The sequence below is a fragment of the Shewanella sp. AC34-MNA-CIBAN-0136 genome, from assembly GCF_040309945.1.
Classification (GTDB): domain Bacteria; phylum Pseudomonadota; class Gammaproteobacteria; order Enterobacterales; family Shewanellaceae; genus Shewanella.
Genome location: NZ_JBEOPJ010000003.1, coordinates 208,218 through 225,389, shown reverse-complemented (window position 1 = coordinate 225,389; position 17,172 = coordinate 208,218). Strand labels below are relative to the sequence as shown.

Genomic DNA, 17,172 nt, shown 5'->3' with positions numbered 1-17,172 from the left:
AAATTTGCATTAACTCACTAGCTAACTCAATGGCTAATTCAATGGCTAATTCAATGGCTAATTTACAACGCTATCAAAGGATAATAATGAAACAGTCTATAGTTCACATCGCGCTAGTAGTGAATGATTACGATGAAGCCATTGATTTTTATGTTAATAAATTGAAGTTTGATCTAATTGAAGACACCTATCAAGCAGAACAAGACAAACGCTGGGTTGTGGTGTCGCCTCCGGGGTCAAACGGAGTGTCGTTGTTGCTAGCTCGTGCATCTAAACCGGAGCAGCATGATTTTATTGGTAACCAAGCCGGCGGACGGGTTTTTCTTTTTTTGAATACCGACGATTTTTGGCGCGACTATAACCGCATGCAACTCGATGGGATTAAATTTGTGCGCCCACCTCAAGAGCAAGACTACGGCACAGTTGCGGTTTTTGAAGATCTGTACGGCAATCTTTGGGACTTACTGCAGTTAAATGATAAGCAGCCAATATCAATTAGAGCATCAATATAGCGCTGTTTGTTATGTATTTTTTGATAGCTTTTTAGGCAAGTAAAATACTGATGAAAAGCTTTATACACTTTCACATTATGGCCATCAAGCGCGATACCGACTGATTGATGGCTACAAACAATGGCAGTTCTGCTAAAGAGCTAATTTAAAAAGCTGATTTAAAGTCAGAAATATCTCGCATCACAAAACTTAGCATAATAATCGTTAGCAGCTGTATCTTCGATTAAGCATTTAAGTTAATTAACCGTTTTGTCGTCATTAATAAAAAGGAGCATTTTATGCTCCTTTTTATTGGTTAAAACCTGCTGCATAATTTATTCAAGACTCAGACTATTCAGCAAACCGCTGACTAAATTCTTGAATGCGTTTTGCGTTCACACCAGCATCGCCAATACCAATCCGCGACACGCTGCGTAAATCAATACGACTGCCCTGTTCTAGTGTAGACACGACGATAACGACATCATCTGCAAAATTGAAAAAAGGTGTTGTTGCCGTACTTTCAAAGCGCAGTGCTTTTGGGTCTTGAGCGACAATGGTCCAGCCCATGGCTTTAGCGACAGTTAATGCTTTTTCATAAGCCGCCTCTACCGATAAGTCTGACGCAATTGGTTGAATATTTGGAAAAGCTTGCAGTTGCTGCGCGGCAATCTCTTCTCCGCCATATACCAAACTATTTTTAGCGCCAACCCGGCTGTCAGTTAAAAACTCAAACTGCGGTGGTGATTGAGTGTTGGTAGTAATATCGTGAATAGGTGGATATTTCACTGGTTTGATAACCAACGCCATAATGCTTGGCGACAATATAGCTAAGCCCAGTAATAGCGCTATTGTAGAGGTTAATATGCCTTTGCCCTTAGCGTTACTGTCTTGCTTAATGGTAAAGCTGGTCACTAATGCCAGCACCGCAACCACCACCACTAAATAACCCAACAGGTTATTGTAATTACGACTGGCCATAAAGCCGACAATCGGGTCCCACAATCCCAGTGACGAGCCAAAAACCATCAAAGCAGCAATCGCGACTGCGACGATGGCAACCACCAACGAAATATGACCTACATAACCTTTTTGCATAACATTAATCCTTTAGGAAACTCTAATTAATCCAACTTCACTCAGTATATATAGACCAGAATTTTTCGGAATATATTACTGAAATAACAAAATATATTCTAATTAAACTCAAATCGTCATTACTGCAGAACGAGATGACTTCAGACGAGACAATTAGCCGCACACGTCACGGCTTCTTTGGATATCATTCTTAGTATGCCGCGTTAGGATCAAGCCCTAAACGACGCATGGTGCGGATTAAATTGCTTCTATCCAGCTGTAAACTTCTGGCAACAGCGGCTAAATTACCTCTTTCGGTCGCTAATACCGTCTGTATTATTTGTCGTTGGTACTCATCGGTTGAATCACGTAGTCCAAGGGTTAACACCTGCGATAATGCGGCTGCGACATTACTGTCGCTGATATTATCAACCTCGGCTATTGCTGGTGCTACTGTATGGCTCACAACAAACTCTGAACCGAGATGAACACGACTTATGTTAATGATACTGGCATGACGCCCTTGCTCGCTAATAGCCCTTAACGCAGCACGGCTAAGTAAGTGTTCTAACTCTCGCACATTGCCAGGCCAATGGTATTGGGTTAACTGATCAATGGCGGTTTGCTGTAACCTCAGTTTCGCGACGCCAAGCTGATGTTGGTTTTTTTCTAAAAAATAGCCAGCCAGTAAAATAACGTCTTTACCACGATCCCGTAATGGTGGCACAGGTAAAGGATACACACTCAAGCGATGATATAAGTCAGCCCTAAAGCGACCTTCTTTGACTTCTAACTGTAAATTACGGTTAGTAGCGGCAACAATTCTGACATCCACCACGATAATATTATCGCTGCCGACTCGTTGAATTTCACCGTTTTGCAACGCACGTAGTAACTTAGCTTGCACCGCAAGTGGTAACTCACCCACTTCATCTAAAAATAATGTCCCACCATCAGCCAATTCAAAGCGGCCGCGACGGTCACTTACCGCACCAGAATACGCGCCTTTTACGTGACCAAATAATTCACTTTCAACGATGCTTTCTGGCAATGCTGCACAGTTAATTTGTACTAGTAGTTGCTCGCTGCGACGTGATTGCTGATGAATACTTTTGGCAACCAGCTCTTTACCCACGCCAGTTTCGCCAGTGATTAATACCGATAGATCGCTGGCTGCAACGGTATTTATCTCAGACAATAAATCCGTAATTGCGACACTGTTTCCAATAATACTCGACGGTCCAGCAGTCGCTAACATGCACTGCGCCACTTGATGATTACGTTCAACTTGCACTTCTAACGCTTCAATATGTTCACTGGTACTAATCGCAGCGGCCACAGCTGCAATATAAGCACGGGTTTCGGTTGGGTTAAGCGCATCAAAGCTACCGGCTTTCATGGCGTCTAAGGTTAAAACGCCCCACGCTTTACCATCGATATAAATGGTACTGCCCATGCAGTCATGCACGTGCAATTGTTCACTACCATCATCGACTAAACCGTCGTAGGGATCGGGCAGTGTTGAGTCGGCATCAAAGCGGGTAATATGTGGGTTAGCTAAAATTTGCTGTAAGCGTGGATGGTGGTTGATCGAAAACTGTCTAGCGAGGGCTTGTTGCTTTAGCCCTACAACAGCCACAGGGACTAAATAGTCATGTTTAAGTTTCAACAAGGCCACTACGTCACATGGTATAGCGCGCTGAATCGCTAAAATCAGTCGTAAGTATCGTTCCGATTTTATCAGGTCACGATTTAAGTCTTCTACAATATCGATAAAGGGAACAATATTCATAATATGTCCAATTAACCCAATTTAGGTTAATTTGACATATATATTGATCTAGGTCAAATTAACCCTTATGAAAATTATACCTGCTAAATCAGCTAGATAAATATTGGCGTGTTCTGTGCAATGTATGGGTAGACAAGGTAATTGATTGAAGCTTATCGCTATTTTACTCCCTAGAAGGAAATCATTAATGTTAGACACTGCAACTGTTCAAATTATTAAAGCCACCGTTCCGGCTCTGCAAATTTACGCTAATGACATCACCAGCCATTTTTATCCATTACTGTTTGCACAGCATCCAGAAGTATTACCATTTTTCAATCAAACTAACCAAGCCAAAGGCACTCAGCCTAAAGCACTGGCAAATGCGGTTATTGCTTACGGTGCCAATATTGATGAATTGGGCAATTTAAGTGATGCCGTTAGTAAAATCGTTCAAAAGCATGTTGCATTAGGCATTTTACCTGAACAATATGACGCTGTTGGCAGTTGTTTAATACAAGCCATTAAAGCCGTACTCGGTGATGCTGCAACAGATGAAGTGATTGATGCTTGGACCAAGGCTTACGGCCAATTAGCCAACATATTGATTGCGGCGGAAGAATCAATTTATATAGCTAAAGAGCAACAACAAGGTGGTTGGCGTGGCGAGCGTGACTTTATTTTAGTCAAACGTGTAGATGAAAGCTCAGTGATTACCTCATTCTACTTTCAACCTTTTGATAATAAAGGCTTACCAAACTTTGACGCTGGGCAATTTTTGACCTTAGTATTTGATGATATCGACGGTGTATCAATGCGTCGTAACTACAGTCTATCTGACGCGGCAGGCAAAGATTACTTAAGAATTAGCGTCAAGCGTGAACCTAATGGCGTGGTTTCAAATCACTTACATAACAATATTCAGTTAGGCGATAAAGTGAAATTACATGCACCCAGTGGCGATTTCATCTTACGAAAAAACACCAAGCCGTTAATATTATTGACTGGCGGTGTCGGTATTACTCCTGCGATTAGTATGCTCAATACTGAAGCGGGTTCAGGACGCGATATTCGCTTTATTCATGCGGCCATAAATAGTGATGTCCATGCGTTTAAACACCATGTCGATCAACTTGCCTCAACACATGACCACATCAAACCTTTGTATGTTTACAGCCAACCAGAACAACACTGCCAACCTCATGCCACTGGGTTTATTGATGCATCAATCATTGCAGAGCAACTCCCTGCAGACCGTGATGTAGAATTTTACCTGCTTGGCCCTACCGGTTTTATGAAAGCAGCATTGGCCATCGCCACCAGCTTAGGTGTACCAGAAAGCCAAATTCATTATGAATTCTTCGGCCCAGCTGAAGCATTAACCGCTTAATAGCCCAACAAACCAGTGAGATAAAAAAAGCCCTGAGCGTTAACTCAGGGCTTTTTAGTTATTGATAAAAACAATTAAACCTGTGACTGGAGATGTCCTAGAACGGGATATCGTCATCCCAATCTTCATCTTCTCAATGATTAAATACTCAATTAGCTTAAATAAACTGGATTGCGCACATGGTCAAATCATCCTGAAACTCTGAAAAACCGCAAAACTGTTTCATTTGCTGCTCCAGATACTCCAGCATAGCTTCGGGTTCATCGGGTGCTGCGCTGATGGCTTTTTCTAAGCGATCGAAACCAAATAATTCTTTGTGGGCATTTTGCGTTTCGATGACCACATCGGTATACACAAATAAGATATCACCTACATCAACACTAACCCGGTAGGTATCCCAATTTTGCTCACGCAGTACCCCAATAGGAATGCCACCTTGATCTAAGGCAACCAGCCTGTTGGCTTTTTTCAAATAGGCGTGAGGATGGCCTGCATTAGCATAAATAAGTTCTTTCTCTTGGAAGTTATAACGCATTACTGTAGCGGTTAAAAAGCTGCCACGAGGCTTTTTAGTGAAAAAATGTTGATTGATATAATTAAGCACTTCAGAAGAACTACTGTTTAAATCTTTCGGTTCAAAGGTGCGTAAGATGGCATCTATCATGGCGGTTTCTACTGCCGCGGCAGGGCCGTGACCCGATACGTCAGCAATAATCATTCCGATATCACCCTGGATATCCGGGCGACTTTTACCAAGGTCGACAATGTCTAAATAATCACCACCAGCACCTTTCATCGCTTTATAGGTATAAGCCATTTTAACAGAGCTAAGTACGATACCTTTGTCTGGCAACATCAATTGCTGCAAGCGCGAAATTTCTTCTATCTCATCGCGGATCCACACCTGGGCAGCGTTAAGTTGTGATGACGCTTCGGAAAACTGGAAGCTTTTTAGCTGGTACAAAAGCCTAAAATACAACGAGCTAACATGATGCGATTCAGTTCCTGCAGGTAAATTAAGCAGAATAATACAGTCAAATAAGCTCGATTCTTTACCAAAAGGCAGCACCCAACACATTTTTCCATCGTCCTTTAGAGGCACAATTTCCGTAATACTGTGTTGTAACGACAATGCTTTAAATTGTTGATAGAGCCGGGTGTAATGCTCATCACACAAGGATGAAAAATTACAGCTGACTTGGCCATTTTTTTTAATTAAGTAATAATTAAACTCACTTAATGTGACTGCCAAATTGGTTTTAAACCATAAGGTTTCATCAATAATGCTGTTAGCTAATGCTCTATCAATATTCAAGGGTAACCTTACTTTTGGGCTAATTTAGCAGCAAGGGCTTCATTCAAACCAGTGACACCGCTTTTTTTCAAAGTACTTTTATAGTCGTTACTAAAGGTACGGATCATCGATAAACCTTCAGCAACAAAATCGTAAATTTTCCATTCATTATTACGTTGATAAAGCTGATATGAAACCGGAATGATATTTTCTTTGGTATGAATTTCAGTATCGACTGATGCATACACTTTTTTCTTGATTGTTTCATTGGTGTAATCAACCGTTTGATTATCATACTGTTCTAGCAACACAATATAGGTATCGACTAATACGCCTTTTAACAACACCATAAATTGACGTTTCTCGGTATCGCTTGCCTGTCTCCAATACTTACCTAACACTCGTTGTGCAGAGGCTTGTATGTCGACGTGTTTTTCAATCACATCACTGAGTGATTGTTTTTTCTGTTCGACTGACAAGGCGCTATTTGATGCGATACTAATGATATCTGTCACACCTAATTTAACGCGTTCTGTTGGTTCTTGTGCCGCCAAAGCTAGAGATGGCATCACTAGCATCATGATTAAAAAAATTATTGATTTCATTATTTATCCTGGCTAAACATATATTTGCTTATTAACTCTTCGATGCTGATTGATGATTCTGTTTCAATAAACTCTTCACCATCTGCCATGTTTATTTCTGAACCACCGGTAGATATTTTAACAAATCTGTCGCCAATAATACCTGATGTACGAATAGAGGCTATCGAATCATCAGGTACGGTAATCGCATTATCTAATGATATTTTAACGACTGACTCATACGCTTTAGGGTCGTAATTAATCGATTGAATTAATCCAACACGTACACCTGACATTTCGACAAAGGCACCTTCTTTTAAACCTGAAGAATTTTCAAATTTAGCCACTAAGGTGTAGTTACCACTATTAGTGACCGATGCTCCACCAATGGTAATTGACATAAATACCAAGGCCCCAATCCCGAATAATACAAACAGGCCGACGAGAAAATTGACGTAATTGTTTTTCATTGAAACCTCTAGTTATAGCGCTAATGAGCTAACGATATAGTCACTAAATAACATAATAATTGCACTCATTACCACCGCCTGAGTGGTGCCATTGCTGACGCCTTCAGCGCCCATATTTTTTTGATTTAAGTGTAAATAAAAGCCGTAATATAAAGGTATCCACATAATAAACAAACCAAATACCAATGACTTTATTTGACCAACCAGCACATCTTTAAAGCTAATTGTATCCATTACACCTTGAATATATGCACCAGGACTTTCTCCTTGAATGTGTACTCCAACGATATAGCCACCGCCAATGCCCACCAAGTCAAAAACGGCCGTCAGCATAGGAACACAAAACAACGCCGCTAATAGTCTTGGCAGCATCACATAGCGGTAACTGTTAATAGCCATGCAATCAAGCGCATCAAATTGTTGCTCGTTACGCATAATACCAATTTCTGAACAGGTCGCAGAGCCAACTCGTGCTATTACCATTAATGCTGTCATCACCGGTCCTAATTCTTTAATCAGGCTCAAGGCAACTGCCGAACCCAATAAATCCACTGAACCAAATCGCACTAAGGTATCGTAAAACTGCAGTGCCACAACCATACCGGTAAAGAGCGCCGCAACAATAATGACAATTAAAGACCGATTACCAATAAAATATATCTGCTTAATCACTTGCTTAAATGACACCAGCCCAGTGAATAGGCTGCTGACGATACGCATTAAAAATAATGTTGCTAGGCCAACACTTTCAATATTTTTACGCGTTGCGGCACCTAAGTTACTGACTGAATTAAACAAGGCATTCATTATTTTTCATCCTTATTTAACAAACGATTGAGATAAACCTCACCATCATCTCTGTAAGTGTTCGGTTGACGGTTGATCATGTTTTGAATGCGTTCATCTGGCGAGTTTTTAATCTCATCAACGGTGCCATTCGCCACCACTTCACCCGCAAACAATACCACCACGCGATCGGCAATTTTAAACACACTTTCTAGCTCATGAGTGACCACCACTATGGTCATGTTCATGGCATCTCTCAAAGTGAGAATAAGCTCGTCAAGTTCAACTGCAGTTGTGGGATCAAGCCCTGCTGAAGGTTCATCAAAAAATAGTAATTTAGGGTCCATAATAACGGCCCTAGCCAGTCCTGCTCGTTTTAGCATGCCGCCTGATAATTCCGAAGGCATTAGATGGCCTGTTCCAGCCATGTTCATTAATTCAAGCTTCATCCGCACCATAATATCAATGGTTTGGGTATCCAATGAAGTGTTGTGCTCTAAAGGTAACCTGACATTATCTGCCACCGTTAATGAACTCAGTAGAGCGCCGCCTTGGAAAGCCACGCCCATTTTTTTGCGTAAGTTACGTAATTGCTTATTTTTAGCCGTAAAAATATTCACACCATCAATCATGATAGTGCCTGAAGTAGGGGTTTTAAGCCCAAGCATATGGTTAAGCAAGGTACTTTTACCAGAACCAGATCCGCCCATCACCACCAGAATTTCGCCGGGGTTGACCTCTAAATTGACGTCTTTGAGTACATGGGTATCGCCATATTGGGCAAACAAATGCTCTACAGTAATGATAGGGTTAACCATTGTTACTCACAGCACTTACTGAATCAGCTAAGTTAAACACCGTGTTTAAACGGGTTAGTTGCAGTACTTGAAGCGGTGAACCATTGGCACCAACGATATGAAATTCAGTGTCATTTTCTCTGGCTTCATTGAAGGCCTCAACCAGTGAAGCCATCCCTGAGCTATCGATATATTGCAGGTGGGTGAAATCGACAATGATGTTATTTTTACTCTTAATTAACTTTATGATGTCGAGTTTGATACTGCGAGAGTTGCTCAGATCGACCTCTCCATAAAGCTTAACCACTTGGTAATTGTTATGTGTCTCAATTTCAATATTCATTTTATATCACTCAAATTTAACCGTCAGTTCTAACCAATTACCTTTGCCTTTATGTGGGATAAGTCTTACTTTTTCAGCCACATAATGAATGAGGCAAAGGCCTAATCCACCTGGTTTACATAAATTATTTTCTGCCGGTATTAATTGCTTGTCAGTAATCTGCGAACACACATCTTTAATCACAAATAGCGCATGCTCATCATCACTGCTGACCACGATTTCTATACAGCCCTTTTTCGACATGTGATAACCATGACGAATAACATTGGCACAAGCCTCATCAACGGCCAATACGATTTCATTGACTTTACCTTCGCTAAAAGGAAAATCGCGGCATGCATCTACCACAAATTCGCGAATATTTTTTAATTCACTCGTACAAGATGAAAACGTTTTGATGTTTGACATTGGCTAGTCCGTTACCTTGTAATCAGTGTGATCGTCTGATTTGTCGTCTGCAGGTGCGTCATTTAATAGCTCATCATCTAATAGTTCGTCATCAAACTCTAGATCAAATTCGTCAGATTCAGTCTCAGCCACTTTACCGTCACTGACCAAGTGAGCATCTCGCTGCAAATAGACATCTTTAACATAGCCATAAGGATCTAACGATCCGTCTAATATGGGTTCATATTGCTGAAAATCAATCCGACTGTCTAAACCTTCCAACACAAACTTTCCGGCCCTTTGTTCAAACGACAGAATAGATAAGGGATACACAAAAACATCAACAAAATCGCCGACGGTATTACGTGCAGTACTGGCGCCATAAACAGGCCACATAATGAAAGGCCCATTGCCAATACCCCAAACACCAAAGGTTTGCGCAAATGTTTCTTCTTTTTTCACTAATCCCATATCGGTAGCAGGATCAAAAAGACCCACAAGGCCGATTGTCGTGTTGACGACAAAACGTAAAACACTGCTACCGCTGTCGGTCACTTTCCATTGTAAGAGGTTATTTACTGCGTAAAGAGGTTCACTTAGATTTGATAGCAGATTTGTCACACCTTGTCGGATCGGCTTAGGGACTGTTTCATAGCCTTCAGCTGCTGGTTTTAAAGCATATTTATCCATGACCTGGTAATTAAAGTCCCAGCTTTTTCGATTAACCGCTTCGAATGGATCACCCGCTGTTGAGGTGCTAGCGCAGCCACTAAAAAATAGTAAAGTGGCGCCAATAACTAACAGTCGACCAATTATTCCCACTCATTCCTCCGGCTTTTTTCAAAAAAAATCTGCTAACTATATCGGTATTAAGCACGACATTTAATATCGTTAATGTCACTCAAGAGTGAAAATATAACATTAAAACGGTCAAAACTATTAGTACAATTTTGATTGATCGTTCAAAAACGACTTGTGTCATCTAAAAACCCGTTAAGCGATTAAGCTTAATCATTAAGGCATGACTTAATCTATATATCGGTTACTTATTGAATATTGGTCAGTATTGCTCCGCCGCACATAATTTATTCAGACTATTACAAGCCATTATGAATCATTTGTTTAATTTTGTGGGCCTTCACAAAATGATCCAATTGGTGTGTTTGAATCCACCATGTTGCCGCTTCCATCAGTAATTGAGGATTATCATTTTTGTTGGCAAAAAATGCATAAAATGACAAACCGACGTTATCGCCTTTCGCCGCAATGTTTTTATCACACACGGCAATAATTTTCGCTCTTAACTCATCTCTCATTATTCAGCCTCAACTCGGGTTAAGAAGTGGAATATATAAGGCAAAGTGACAACATTCGGCCTATTTCATATCAAATGCCTTACAACATCGTTAATATCATGTGCGGCCGATTGGCTCACTACAAATGCCGGAAAACAGCCATGTATAACGCCAAGGCATCTTCGACAATATGCCTCAATACCTGCTGCAAGTAATCAACAAAAGTGATCATAGAGAAAGCCCAGTTAACAGCGTAGACTTGATGCCTACTGTTTTTGATTCAGAGAACGAGACTCGCCATGAAATTCCTTGTTGATATTCACGCGCATACTATAGCGTCAACTCACGCTTATAGTACCTTCCATGATTACCTTTGTGTTGCGAAAGCCAAAGGTATCAAGTTATTCGCCATTACCGATCATGGCCCAGATATGGCTGATGCGCCCCATTTTTGGCACTTTGTAAATATGAGAGTGTTACCTAGAATTGTTGACGGTATTGGCGTGCTGCGCGGCATTGAAGCGAATATCAAAAATGAACATGGCGAGATTGATTTTTTTGGTGATTATTTAAAAGAGCTCGATATTGTGTTGGCAGGGTTCCATGAACCCGTGTTCCCACCATCGACTAAAGAAGCTCACACTACAGCACTCATCAACTGTATTGAAAGTGGTAATGTCGACATTATTACTCACCCAGGCAACCCTGCTTATCCAATCGATATTAAGCGCGTCGCCGCTGCCGCTGCCAAACATAACGTGGCGCTAGAGATAAATAACTCCTCTTTTTTGACGTCGAGAAAAGGCAGTACATGTAACTGTATTGAAATAGCTAATGCAGTAAAAGCAGCAGGTGGACTGCTCGTTATGGGTTCTGACTCGCATGTTGCTTTTAGCTTAGGCGAGTTTGAAAAAGCCATTGAGGTCATTGAAACAGTGGGGTTTCCAATTGAACGCTTACTGAACCGTAGCCCCGAAGCGTTGTTGAGCTTTCTGACGGCAAGAGGTCATAAGTCACTTGATGAATACTCTGTTTTAATTGAATAAAACATTTTATATCCTAAAACTGCCACAGTGATATTTACACCATAAAAATACTGCTGGCAGAGTCAGTCTCGTTGCTTCTCTAACGTAGAAAACAAAAAGGCCTGCAAAAGCAGGCCTTAAAAGTTTTAATCAACACATTGGATTATGTAATCTCTAGTGAAGATTAGAACGGAATATCGTCATCCCAGCCTTCATCTAAATCTGGAGTGAAGTTTTGTTGTGGCTGTGGTGCTGGACGCTGTGCAGGAGCATTTTGTGGTTGGAAATTACCCTGAGGTGCAGCGGCTGGCTTTGGTGCATAAGCAGGTGCAGCTTGTTGCGCTGGCGCAGATTGTTGCTGGTAACCACCACCTTGCTGGCCAGCATTAGGCTGAGCCTGGTAAGCTTCATTACCTGCAGCAGGCGCAGTTTGATTGTATTGCGCTTGTGGCTGACGAGCTTGAGGTGCTGGTGCAGGACGAGACTGTTGTTGTCCCATATTTTGTCCGGCGTTTTGCCCAGAGCTTTGACCTTGCCCTTGATACTGACCACCACCGGCATTATCACCTGAGTTGCGGCTGTCTAACATTTGCATTTCCATAGCGTTGATTTCAGTCTTATAACGGTCTTGACCGGTAGTCTGATCTTGCCACTTACTGGTTTGCAATTTGCCTTCTAAATAAACTTTAGAGCCTTTCTTTAAGTACTCGCCAGCAATTTCCGCAAGACGACGATACATCACAATGTTGTGCCACTCGGTACGTTCTTGCATTTGACCTTGTTGGTCTTTCCACGACTCACTTGTCGCTATAGTAAAGTTGGCAACAGCATTGCCGTTTGGCATGTAACGAACCTCAGGGTCTTTACCTAAGTTACCGACCAAAATCACTTTATTCACACCACGACTAGCCATCGAAATCTCCTGAGATTTTTATCTGTTTACTTTAACTGAATACTAAGCTGAATGATCTACACGATCTAATTCACAGAGCCTAACACAGCTCGCGCTTCGCTTAAATTGAATTTATCATCGACCTTTAAATAAGCCACTTTCTCTTCGAGCACCACAATGGCCTCTACAACACCGATTAACTGTGACAATTTACTGGCCATATCTTGTGCATCGCTTCTATCTTTTACTGTAGCTTCAAGCGTATAGCTTTTCAATAACACAGGCTTTTGCATGCCGAGGGTCAAAAATAACCACACACACATTAGCCCTAGCGCAACAAAAAACACCCCAGATGCGCCAACGAGCTGATAAGCTCCGCCGCCTAACATGCCGCCACAAAATGCGCCTAAAAATTGACTAGTTGAATACACGCCCATAGCCGAACCTTTATCGCCGACAGGACAAAACTTAGCAATCAAACTTGGCAATGATGCTTCAAGGTAATTAAAGCCGGTGAAAAATAGCACTACAGCCCCACTTAACACCCAAAGGTTATCGGCATACAGCCCCATCGCGGCAAGTGACACCATCATGATCATTAACGACAACTGGAACATGGTTTTGGTGTTGTTGCGTTTCACCCCAATGATAATTAACGGCACCATTAAGAAAAATGCACCAACAAAAGCGGGGAAGTACAACATCCAATGCTTTTCTTTGACTAAACCTGCATCCACCAAATCGAGCGGCAATGCAACAAACACCGCGGTTAGCACTAAGTGCAGAATAAAAATACCGGCATCTAGGCGAAATAACTGCGGGTCTAACAACATACGCTTTAATTTTGTCGGAGTGGCGACCGTATCGCCTTTAGGCGCTTGGCTAATAGGATTGGGAACAAAAAACTGCACAATTAACATGCCCAATACTGCCAGAACTGCGGTTAATAAAAACAACCCCGTTAAGCCCATGTATTGCGCCACAATAGGCCCGACCAATAATGACAAGGCAAATGAAAAGCCAATACACATGCCGATAATCGCCATGACTTTAGTGCGTTGCTCGTCTCGAGTTAAATCGGCGGCAAGCGCTAACACGGCGGCAGCTATTGCGCCCATACCTTGGACTGCGCGACCAAACACTACCCCGTAAATGTGATCCGATGATGCGGCAATTAAACTACCAATGGCAAACAATACCAAGCCACCTAGAATAATCGGCTTACGTCCGTATTTGTCGGACAAAATGCCCATTGGGATCTGTAAAAAAGCCTGGGTTAATCCGTAAGCACCAATGGCAATACCCACCCATAGCGGTGAAAAGCCTTCAAGGTGCTGACCATACAGCGCGAAGACAGGCATAATCATAAACAATCCCATCATTCGTAAACCAAACACACTGGCTAACGAAAATGCGACCTTTTTCTCCATACCCGACAGTCCATTACTGGCCATGCTGTTGCCCTTCGATAAGTAATTCAACAATATTATAAGGTGCGCATATTATCACAGCGCCAGAAATTAGCTCAAAAGGAAATCACAGTTTTTGATATAAGGTGTTTTATCTGCGCATGTTAAACTTTAGCTGAGTTTTATGCGTACCATGAAACCAACATAGTCAAAATTGATATGAAGTCCCCCAACAAACTATGCGATACTGATCGCTGTTTTGTTTTACATAAGTCATAGAGTGATATAGATGGATAAAATTGAAATACGCGGTGCCCGAACCCACAATCTTAAGAACATCAATCTAACCATTCCCCGTGACAAACTTATTGTGATAACTGGGTTATCCGGTTCAGGAAAATCATCATTAGCCTTCGATACTTTGTATGCAGAAGGCCAACGTCGTTATGTCGAATCGCTGTCGGCGTATGCGCGTCAATTCTTGAGCTTAATGGAAAAACCCGATGTAGATCATATTGAAGGCCTTAGCCCTGCCATTTCAATTGAACAAAAATCAACCTCGCACAATCCGCGATCGACCGTCGGTACCATTACCGAAATCTATGACTATTTACGCTTGTTGTTTGCCCGTGTGGGCGAACCTCGCTGCCCAACGCATAATCAGCCGTTGTCAGCGCAAACAGTGAGTCAAATGGTGGATAAAGTGTTGGCGATGCCGGCAGATAGCCGTCAAATGCTGCTTGCGCCAGTGGTTAACGACCGTAAAGGTGAGCACGTTAAGTTGCTGGAAAGCTTATCGGCACAAGGCTACATCCGCGCCCGTATTGACGGTGAAGTATGTGACTTAACCGATCCTCCAACATTAGATTTACACATCAAACATACCATTGAAGTGGTTGTCGATCGCTTCAAAGTACGCGAAGACATGAAACAGCGCTTGGCTGAGTCGTTTGAAACCGCTTTAGAATTATCTGGTGGCATTGCAAAAATTGCCAGTATGGATGATAGCAAAGCCGAAGAACTGATATTTTCAGCTAATTTCGCGTGTCCGCATTGTGGCTATTCGATGGCCGAACTTGAGCCGCGTATTTTCTCGTTTAACAATCCGGCCGGTGCTTGTCAAACTTGTGATGGTTTAGGTGTGCAGCAGTTTTTTGACCCTGAACGAGTCATTGCTAATGATGAACTATCGTTAGCTGGCGGCGCGATTAGAGGCTGGGACCGACGCAACTTTTACTATTTCCAAATGCTCAGCTCTCTAGCCGAACATTATAAGTTTGATGTTGAGAAGCCATATGCCGAACTAAGTGACAAAGTTAAAAAGATTGTCTTATATGGTTCAGGCAAACAAAATATTGCCTTTAAATACATTAATGACCGCGGCGACGTAGTGATCCGTAATCATCCGTTTGAGGGCATTTTAAATAATATGGATCGCCGTTATCGTGAAACCGAAAGTAACTCGGTACGCGATGAGCTGTCTAAATTTATTAATATGCAGCCTTGTAATAGTTGTGGTGGTTCGCGCTTACGTGAAGAAGCCCGTAACGTATTTATTGGTGAGTTAAACCTACCGCAACTGACCATTTGGTCGATTGGCGAAGCTAAACAATACTTCGACACCGTAGTGTTTGAAGGACAACGCGCGCAAATTGCCGAGAAAATCTTAAAAGAGATCAGTCAACGCCTTGGCTTCTTGGTCAATGTGGGGCTTAACTATTTAAGCTTGTCGCGCTCAGCCGAAACCTTATCAGGTGGCGAGGCGCAACGTATTCGCTTAGCCAGCCAAATTGGAGCGGGGTTAGTGGGCGTGATGTACGTGCTTGATGAGCCTTCAATTGGTTTGCATCAACGCGATAACGAACGTTTATTACAAACCTTGATCCACCTGCGTGATTTAGGCAATACCGTGATTGTGGTTGAACACGATGAAGATGCGATTCGCTTAGCGGATCACATTATCGATATTGGCCCAGGAGCCGGTGTACATGGCGGTGAAGTCATTTGTGACGGTACGCTAGAAGATATTCTTAACTGTGAAGAGTCGGTTACGGGCCAATATATTTCCGGTAAAAAGAAAATACACATTAGTGACCAGCGCACCCCTATCGATCCGAAAAAGGTGATTCAGTTATTTGGCGCATCGGGTAATAACCTAAGAGATGTTGATTTAACCATTCCAGTTGGATTGTTTACCTGTGTTACTGGCGTATCGGGTTCAGGTAAATCGACACTGATTAACGACACTTTCTTTAAAATTGCCCATCGGATGCTCAATGGCGCTACCGTGGACGAACCTGCGCCTTACAGAAGTATTGAAGGCATGGATCATTGCGACAAAGTAGTCGATATTGATCAAAGCCCTATTGGCCGCACGCCACGCTCGAACCCTGCCACCTATACGGGTATTTTCACCCCAATACGTGAACTGTTTGCTGGCACACAAGAATCGCGCACCCGTGGTTATCAGGTGGGTCGCTTCTCGTTTAACGTCAAGGGCGGTCGTTGTGAAGCCTGCCAAGGTGATGGCTTAATTAAAGTGGAAATGCACTTTTTACCTGATGTTTATGTGCCTTGTGATTCGTGTAAAGGTAAGCGTTATAACCGCGAAACCTTAGAAGTAAAATACAAAGGCAAAAACATTCACGAAGTGCTGCAAATGACTGTTGAAGATGCTCGTGGTTATTTTGATGCAATTCCATCTATTTCACGTAAATTGCAAACCTTAATGGATGTCGGCTTGTCGTACATTCGCTTAGGACAAAGCGCGACAACCTTATCTGGCGGTGAAGCTCAGCGCGTTAAACTGGCCAAAGAGCTGTCTAAACGTGACACAGGTAAAACCTTATACATTTTAGATGAACCCACTACAGGGCTTCACTTTGCCGATATTCAACTATTGTTAGAAGTACTGCATCGCTTAAAATCTCATGGCAACACTGTTGTGGTGATTGAGCATAATTTAGATGTGATTAAAACCGCAGACTGGATTATCGATTTAGGCCCTGAAGGTGGTGCTGGCGGCGGCATGATTTTAGCTGCAGGCAGCCCAGAAGAAGTAGCAGAGCACCCAGAGTCTCATACCGCGAGATTCCTAAAGCCGATGCTGGCGCTTCACAATAAACGTGTAAAGGCTAAAAAAGCCAAATAACAAGCTGAGA

At 42.3% G+C, this 17,172-nt stretch carries 17 protein-coding genes; 4 read left to right on the top strand and 13 right to left on the bottom strand.

Annotation, left to right across the window (positions count from 1 at the left end; all coding sequences use genetic code 11):
• Nucleotides 1-86: 86 nt before the first annotated feature.
• Nucleotides 87-512, top strand: coding sequence for a VOC family protein (locus AAEY94_RS04415; RefSeq protein WP_350977530.1), 426 nt, complete (start codon nucleotides 87-89; stop codon nucleotides 510-512).
• A gap of 330 nt (nucleotides 513-842) precedes the next feature.
• On the opposite strand, the gene AAEY94_RS04410 is transcribed toward AAEY94_RS04415, so the two are convergent.
• Together AAEY94_RS04410 and norR are read right to left on the bottom strand one after the other, a co-directional pair.
• Nucleotides 843-1,589 (bottom strand): DUF1499 domain-containing protein, encoded by a 747-nt coding sequence (locus AAEY94_RS04410; protein WP_350977527.1) that lies wholly within the window; start codon nucleotides 1,587-1,589, stop codon nucleotides 843-845.
• Between the two features lie 190 nt (nucleotides 1,590-1,779).
• Nucleotides 1,780-3,360 (bottom strand): nitric oxide reductase transcriptional regulator NorR, encoded by a 1,581-nt coding sequence (norR, locus tag AAEY94_RS04405; protein ID WP_350977524.1) that lies wholly within the window; start codon nucleotides 3,358-3,360, stop codon nucleotides 1,780-1,782.
• 187 nt (nucleotides 3,361-3,547) lie between these two features.
• Here norR and hmpA point away from each other — a divergent pair, with 187 nt between their 5' ends.
• Complete coding sequence (gene hmpA / locus AAEY94_RS04400; protein WP_350977522.1) at nucleotides 3,548-4,729, top strand: NO-inducible flavohemoprotein; 1,182 nt, start codon at nucleotides 3,548-3,550, stop codon at nucleotides 4,727-4,729.
• A 157-nt stretch (nucleotides 4,730-4,886) separates the two neighbouring features.
• Here the strand turns inward: hmpA and AAEY94_RS04395 are convergent, their stop codons facing one another.
• The 9 genes from AAEY94_RS04395 to AAEY94_RS04355 form a co-directional block, all read right to left on the bottom strand.
• The gene (locus AAEY94_RS04395) at nucleotides 4,887-6,044 is read right to left on the bottom strand and encodes a PP2C family protein-serine/threonine phosphatase (protein ID WP_350977519.1); all 1,158 of its coding nucleotides are present in this window, start codon (nucleotides 6,042-6,044) and stop codon (nucleotides 4,887-4,889) included.
• Between the two features lie 8 nt (nucleotides 6,045-6,052).
• On the bottom strand, nucleotides 6,053-6,628 hold the full coding sequence (locus AAEY94_RS04390; RefSeq protein WP_101084988.1) for an MlaC/ttg2D family ABC transporter substrate-binding protein: 576 nt from the start codon (nucleotides 6,626-6,628) through the stop codon (nucleotides 6,053-6,055).
• Nucleotides 6,628-7,077 (bottom strand): outer membrane lipid asymmetry maintenance protein MlaD, encoded by a 450-nt coding sequence (mlaD, locus tag AAEY94_RS04385; protein ID WP_101084987.1) that lies wholly within the window; start codon nucleotides 7,075-7,077, stop codon nucleotides 6,628-6,630. Before mlaD ends, AAEY94_RS04390 begins: the two co-directional genes overlap by 1 nt.
• Nucleotides 7,078-7,089: 12 nt before the next feature.
• The gene (locus AAEY94_RS04380) at nucleotides 7,090-7,884 is read right to left on the bottom strand and encodes an MlaE family ABC transporter permease (RefSeq protein ID WP_162024038.1); all 795 of its coding nucleotides are present in this window, start codon (nucleotides 7,882-7,884) and stop codon (nucleotides 7,090-7,092) included.
• Entirely contained in the window at nucleotides 7,884-8,681 is a 798-nt protein-coding gene (locus AAEY94_RS04375) for an ABC transporter ATP-binding protein (protein ID WP_101084985.1), read from the bottom strand. The genes AAEY94_RS04380 and AAEY94_RS04375 overlap by 1 nt, the downstream gene beginning before the upstream one ends.
• On the bottom strand, nucleotides 8,674-9,003 hold the full coding sequence (locus tag AAEY94_RS04370) for an STAS domain-containing protein (RefSeq protein ID WP_011639120.1): 330 nt from the start codon (nucleotides 9,001-9,003) through the stop codon (nucleotides 8,674-8,676). The genes AAEY94_RS04375 and AAEY94_RS04370 overlap by 8 nt, the downstream gene beginning before the upstream one ends.
• A 6-nt stretch (nucleotides 9,004-9,009) precedes the next feature.
• Nucleotides 9,010-9,411 (bottom strand): ATP-binding protein, encoded by a 402-nt coding sequence (locus tag AAEY94_RS04365; protein WP_101084984.1) that lies wholly within the window; start codon nucleotides 9,409-9,411, stop codon nucleotides 9,010-9,012.
• Between the two features lie 3 nt (nucleotides 9,412-9,414).
• The gene (locus AAEY94_RS04360) at nucleotides 9,415-10,212 is read right to left on the bottom strand and encodes an MlaA family lipoprotein (RefSeq protein WP_350977514.1); all 798 of its coding nucleotides are present in this window, start codon (nucleotides 10,210-10,212) and stop codon (nucleotides 9,415-9,417) included.
• A gap of 275 nt (nucleotides 10,213-10,487) precedes the next feature.
• On the bottom strand, nucleotides 10,488-10,706 hold the full coding sequence (locus AAEY94_RS04355; RefSeq protein ID WP_350977512.1) for a DUF6500 family protein: 219 nt from the start codon (nucleotides 10,704-10,706) through the stop codon (nucleotides 10,488-10,490).
• Between the two features lie 278 nt (nucleotides 10,707-10,984).
• Between AAEY94_RS04355 and AAEY94_RS04350 the strand changes: the two genes are divergently transcribed.
• Complete coding sequence (locus tag AAEY94_RS04350; RefSeq protein ID WP_350977509.1) at nucleotides 10,985-11,731, top strand: phosphatase; 747 nt, start codon at nucleotides 10,985-10,987, stop codon at nucleotides 11,729-11,731.
• 163 nt (nucleotides 11,732-11,894) lie between these two features.
• Here AAEY94_RS04350 and AAEY94_RS04345 read toward each other — a convergent pair whose 3' ends face one another.
• Nucleotides 11,895-12,623: a single-stranded DNA-binding protein gene (locus AAEY94_RS04345; protein ID WP_162024042.1), complete on the bottom strand. Its 729-nt coding sequence runs from the start codon at nucleotides 12,621-12,623 to the stop codon at nucleotides 11,895-11,897.
• A 65-nt stretch (nucleotides 12,624-12,688) separates the two neighbouring features.
• Complete coding sequence (locus AAEY94_RS04340; protein WP_101084979.1) at nucleotides 12,689-14,056, bottom strand: MFS transporter; 1,368 nt, start codon at nucleotides 14,054-14,056, stop codon at nucleotides 12,689-12,691.
• A gap of 244 nt (nucleotides 14,057-14,300) precedes the next feature.
• Between AAEY94_RS04340 and uvrA the strand changes: the two genes are divergently transcribed.
• Nucleotides 14,301-17,162: an excinuclease ABC subunit UvrA gene (gene uvrA / locus AAEY94_RS04335; protein ID WP_350977505.1), complete on the top strand. Its 2,862-nt coding sequence runs from the start codon at nucleotides 14,301-14,303 to the stop codon at nucleotides 17,160-17,162.
• Nucleotides 17,163-17,172: the final 10 nt, after the last annotated feature.

Coding starts and splice junctions, on each gene's coding strand:
- AAEY94_RS04415 (WP_350977530.1), top strand. CDS start 87: ATGAAACAGTCTATAGTTCACATCGCGCTAGTAGTGAATGATTACGAT.
- AAEY94_RS04410 (WP_350977527.1), bottom strand. CDS start 1,589: ATGCAAAAAGGTTATGTAGGTCATATTTCGTTGGTGGTTGCCATCGTC.
- norR (WP_350977524.1), bottom strand. CDS start 3,360: ATGAATATTGTTCCCTTTATCGATATTGTAGAAGACTTAAATCGTGAC.
- hmpA (WP_350977522.1), top strand. CDS start 3,548: ATGTTAGACACTGCAACTGTTCAAATTATTAAAGCCACCGTTCCGGCT.
- AAEY94_RS04390 (WP_101084988.1), bottom strand. CDS start 6,628: ATGAAATCAATAATTTTTTTAATCATGATGCTAGTGATGCCATCTCTA.
- mlaD (WP_101084987.1), bottom strand. CDS start 7,077: ATGAAAAACAATTACGTCAATTTTCTCGTCGGCCTGTTTGTATTATTC.
- AAEY94_RS04380 (WP_162024038.1), bottom strand. CDS start 7,884: ATGAATGCCTTGTTTAATTCAGTCAGTAACTTAGGTGCCGCAACGCGT.
- AAEY94_RS04375 (WP_101084985.1), bottom strand. CDS start 8,681: ATGGTTAACCCTATCATTACTGTAGAGCATTTGTTTGCCCAATATGGC.
- AAEY94_RS04370 (WP_011639120.1), bottom strand. CDS start 9,003: ATGAATATTGAAATTGAGACACATAACAATTACCAAGTGGTTAAGCTT.
- AAEY94_RS04365 (WP_101084984.1), bottom strand. CDS start 9,411: ATGTCAAACATCAAAACGTTTTCATCTTGTACGAGTGAATTAAAAAAT.
- AAEY94_RS04355 (WP_350977512.1), bottom strand. CDS start 10,706: ATGAGAGATGAGTTAAGAGCGAAAATTATTGCCGTGTGTGATAAAAAC.
- AAEY94_RS04350 (WP_350977509.1), top strand. CDS start 10,985: ATGAAATTCCTTGTTGATATTCACGCGCATACTATAGCGTCAACTCAC.
- AAEY94_RS04345 (WP_162024042.1), bottom strand. CDS start 12,623: ATGGCTAGTCGTGGTGTGAATAAAGTGATTTTGGTCGGTAACTTAGGT.
- AAEY94_RS04340 (WP_101084979.1), bottom strand. CDS start 14,056: ATGGCCAGTAATGGACTGTCGGGTATGGAGAAAAAGGTCGCATTTTCG.
- uvrA (WP_350977505.1), top strand. CDS start 14,301: ATGGATAAAATTGAAATACGCGGTGCCCGAACCCACAATCTTAAGAAC.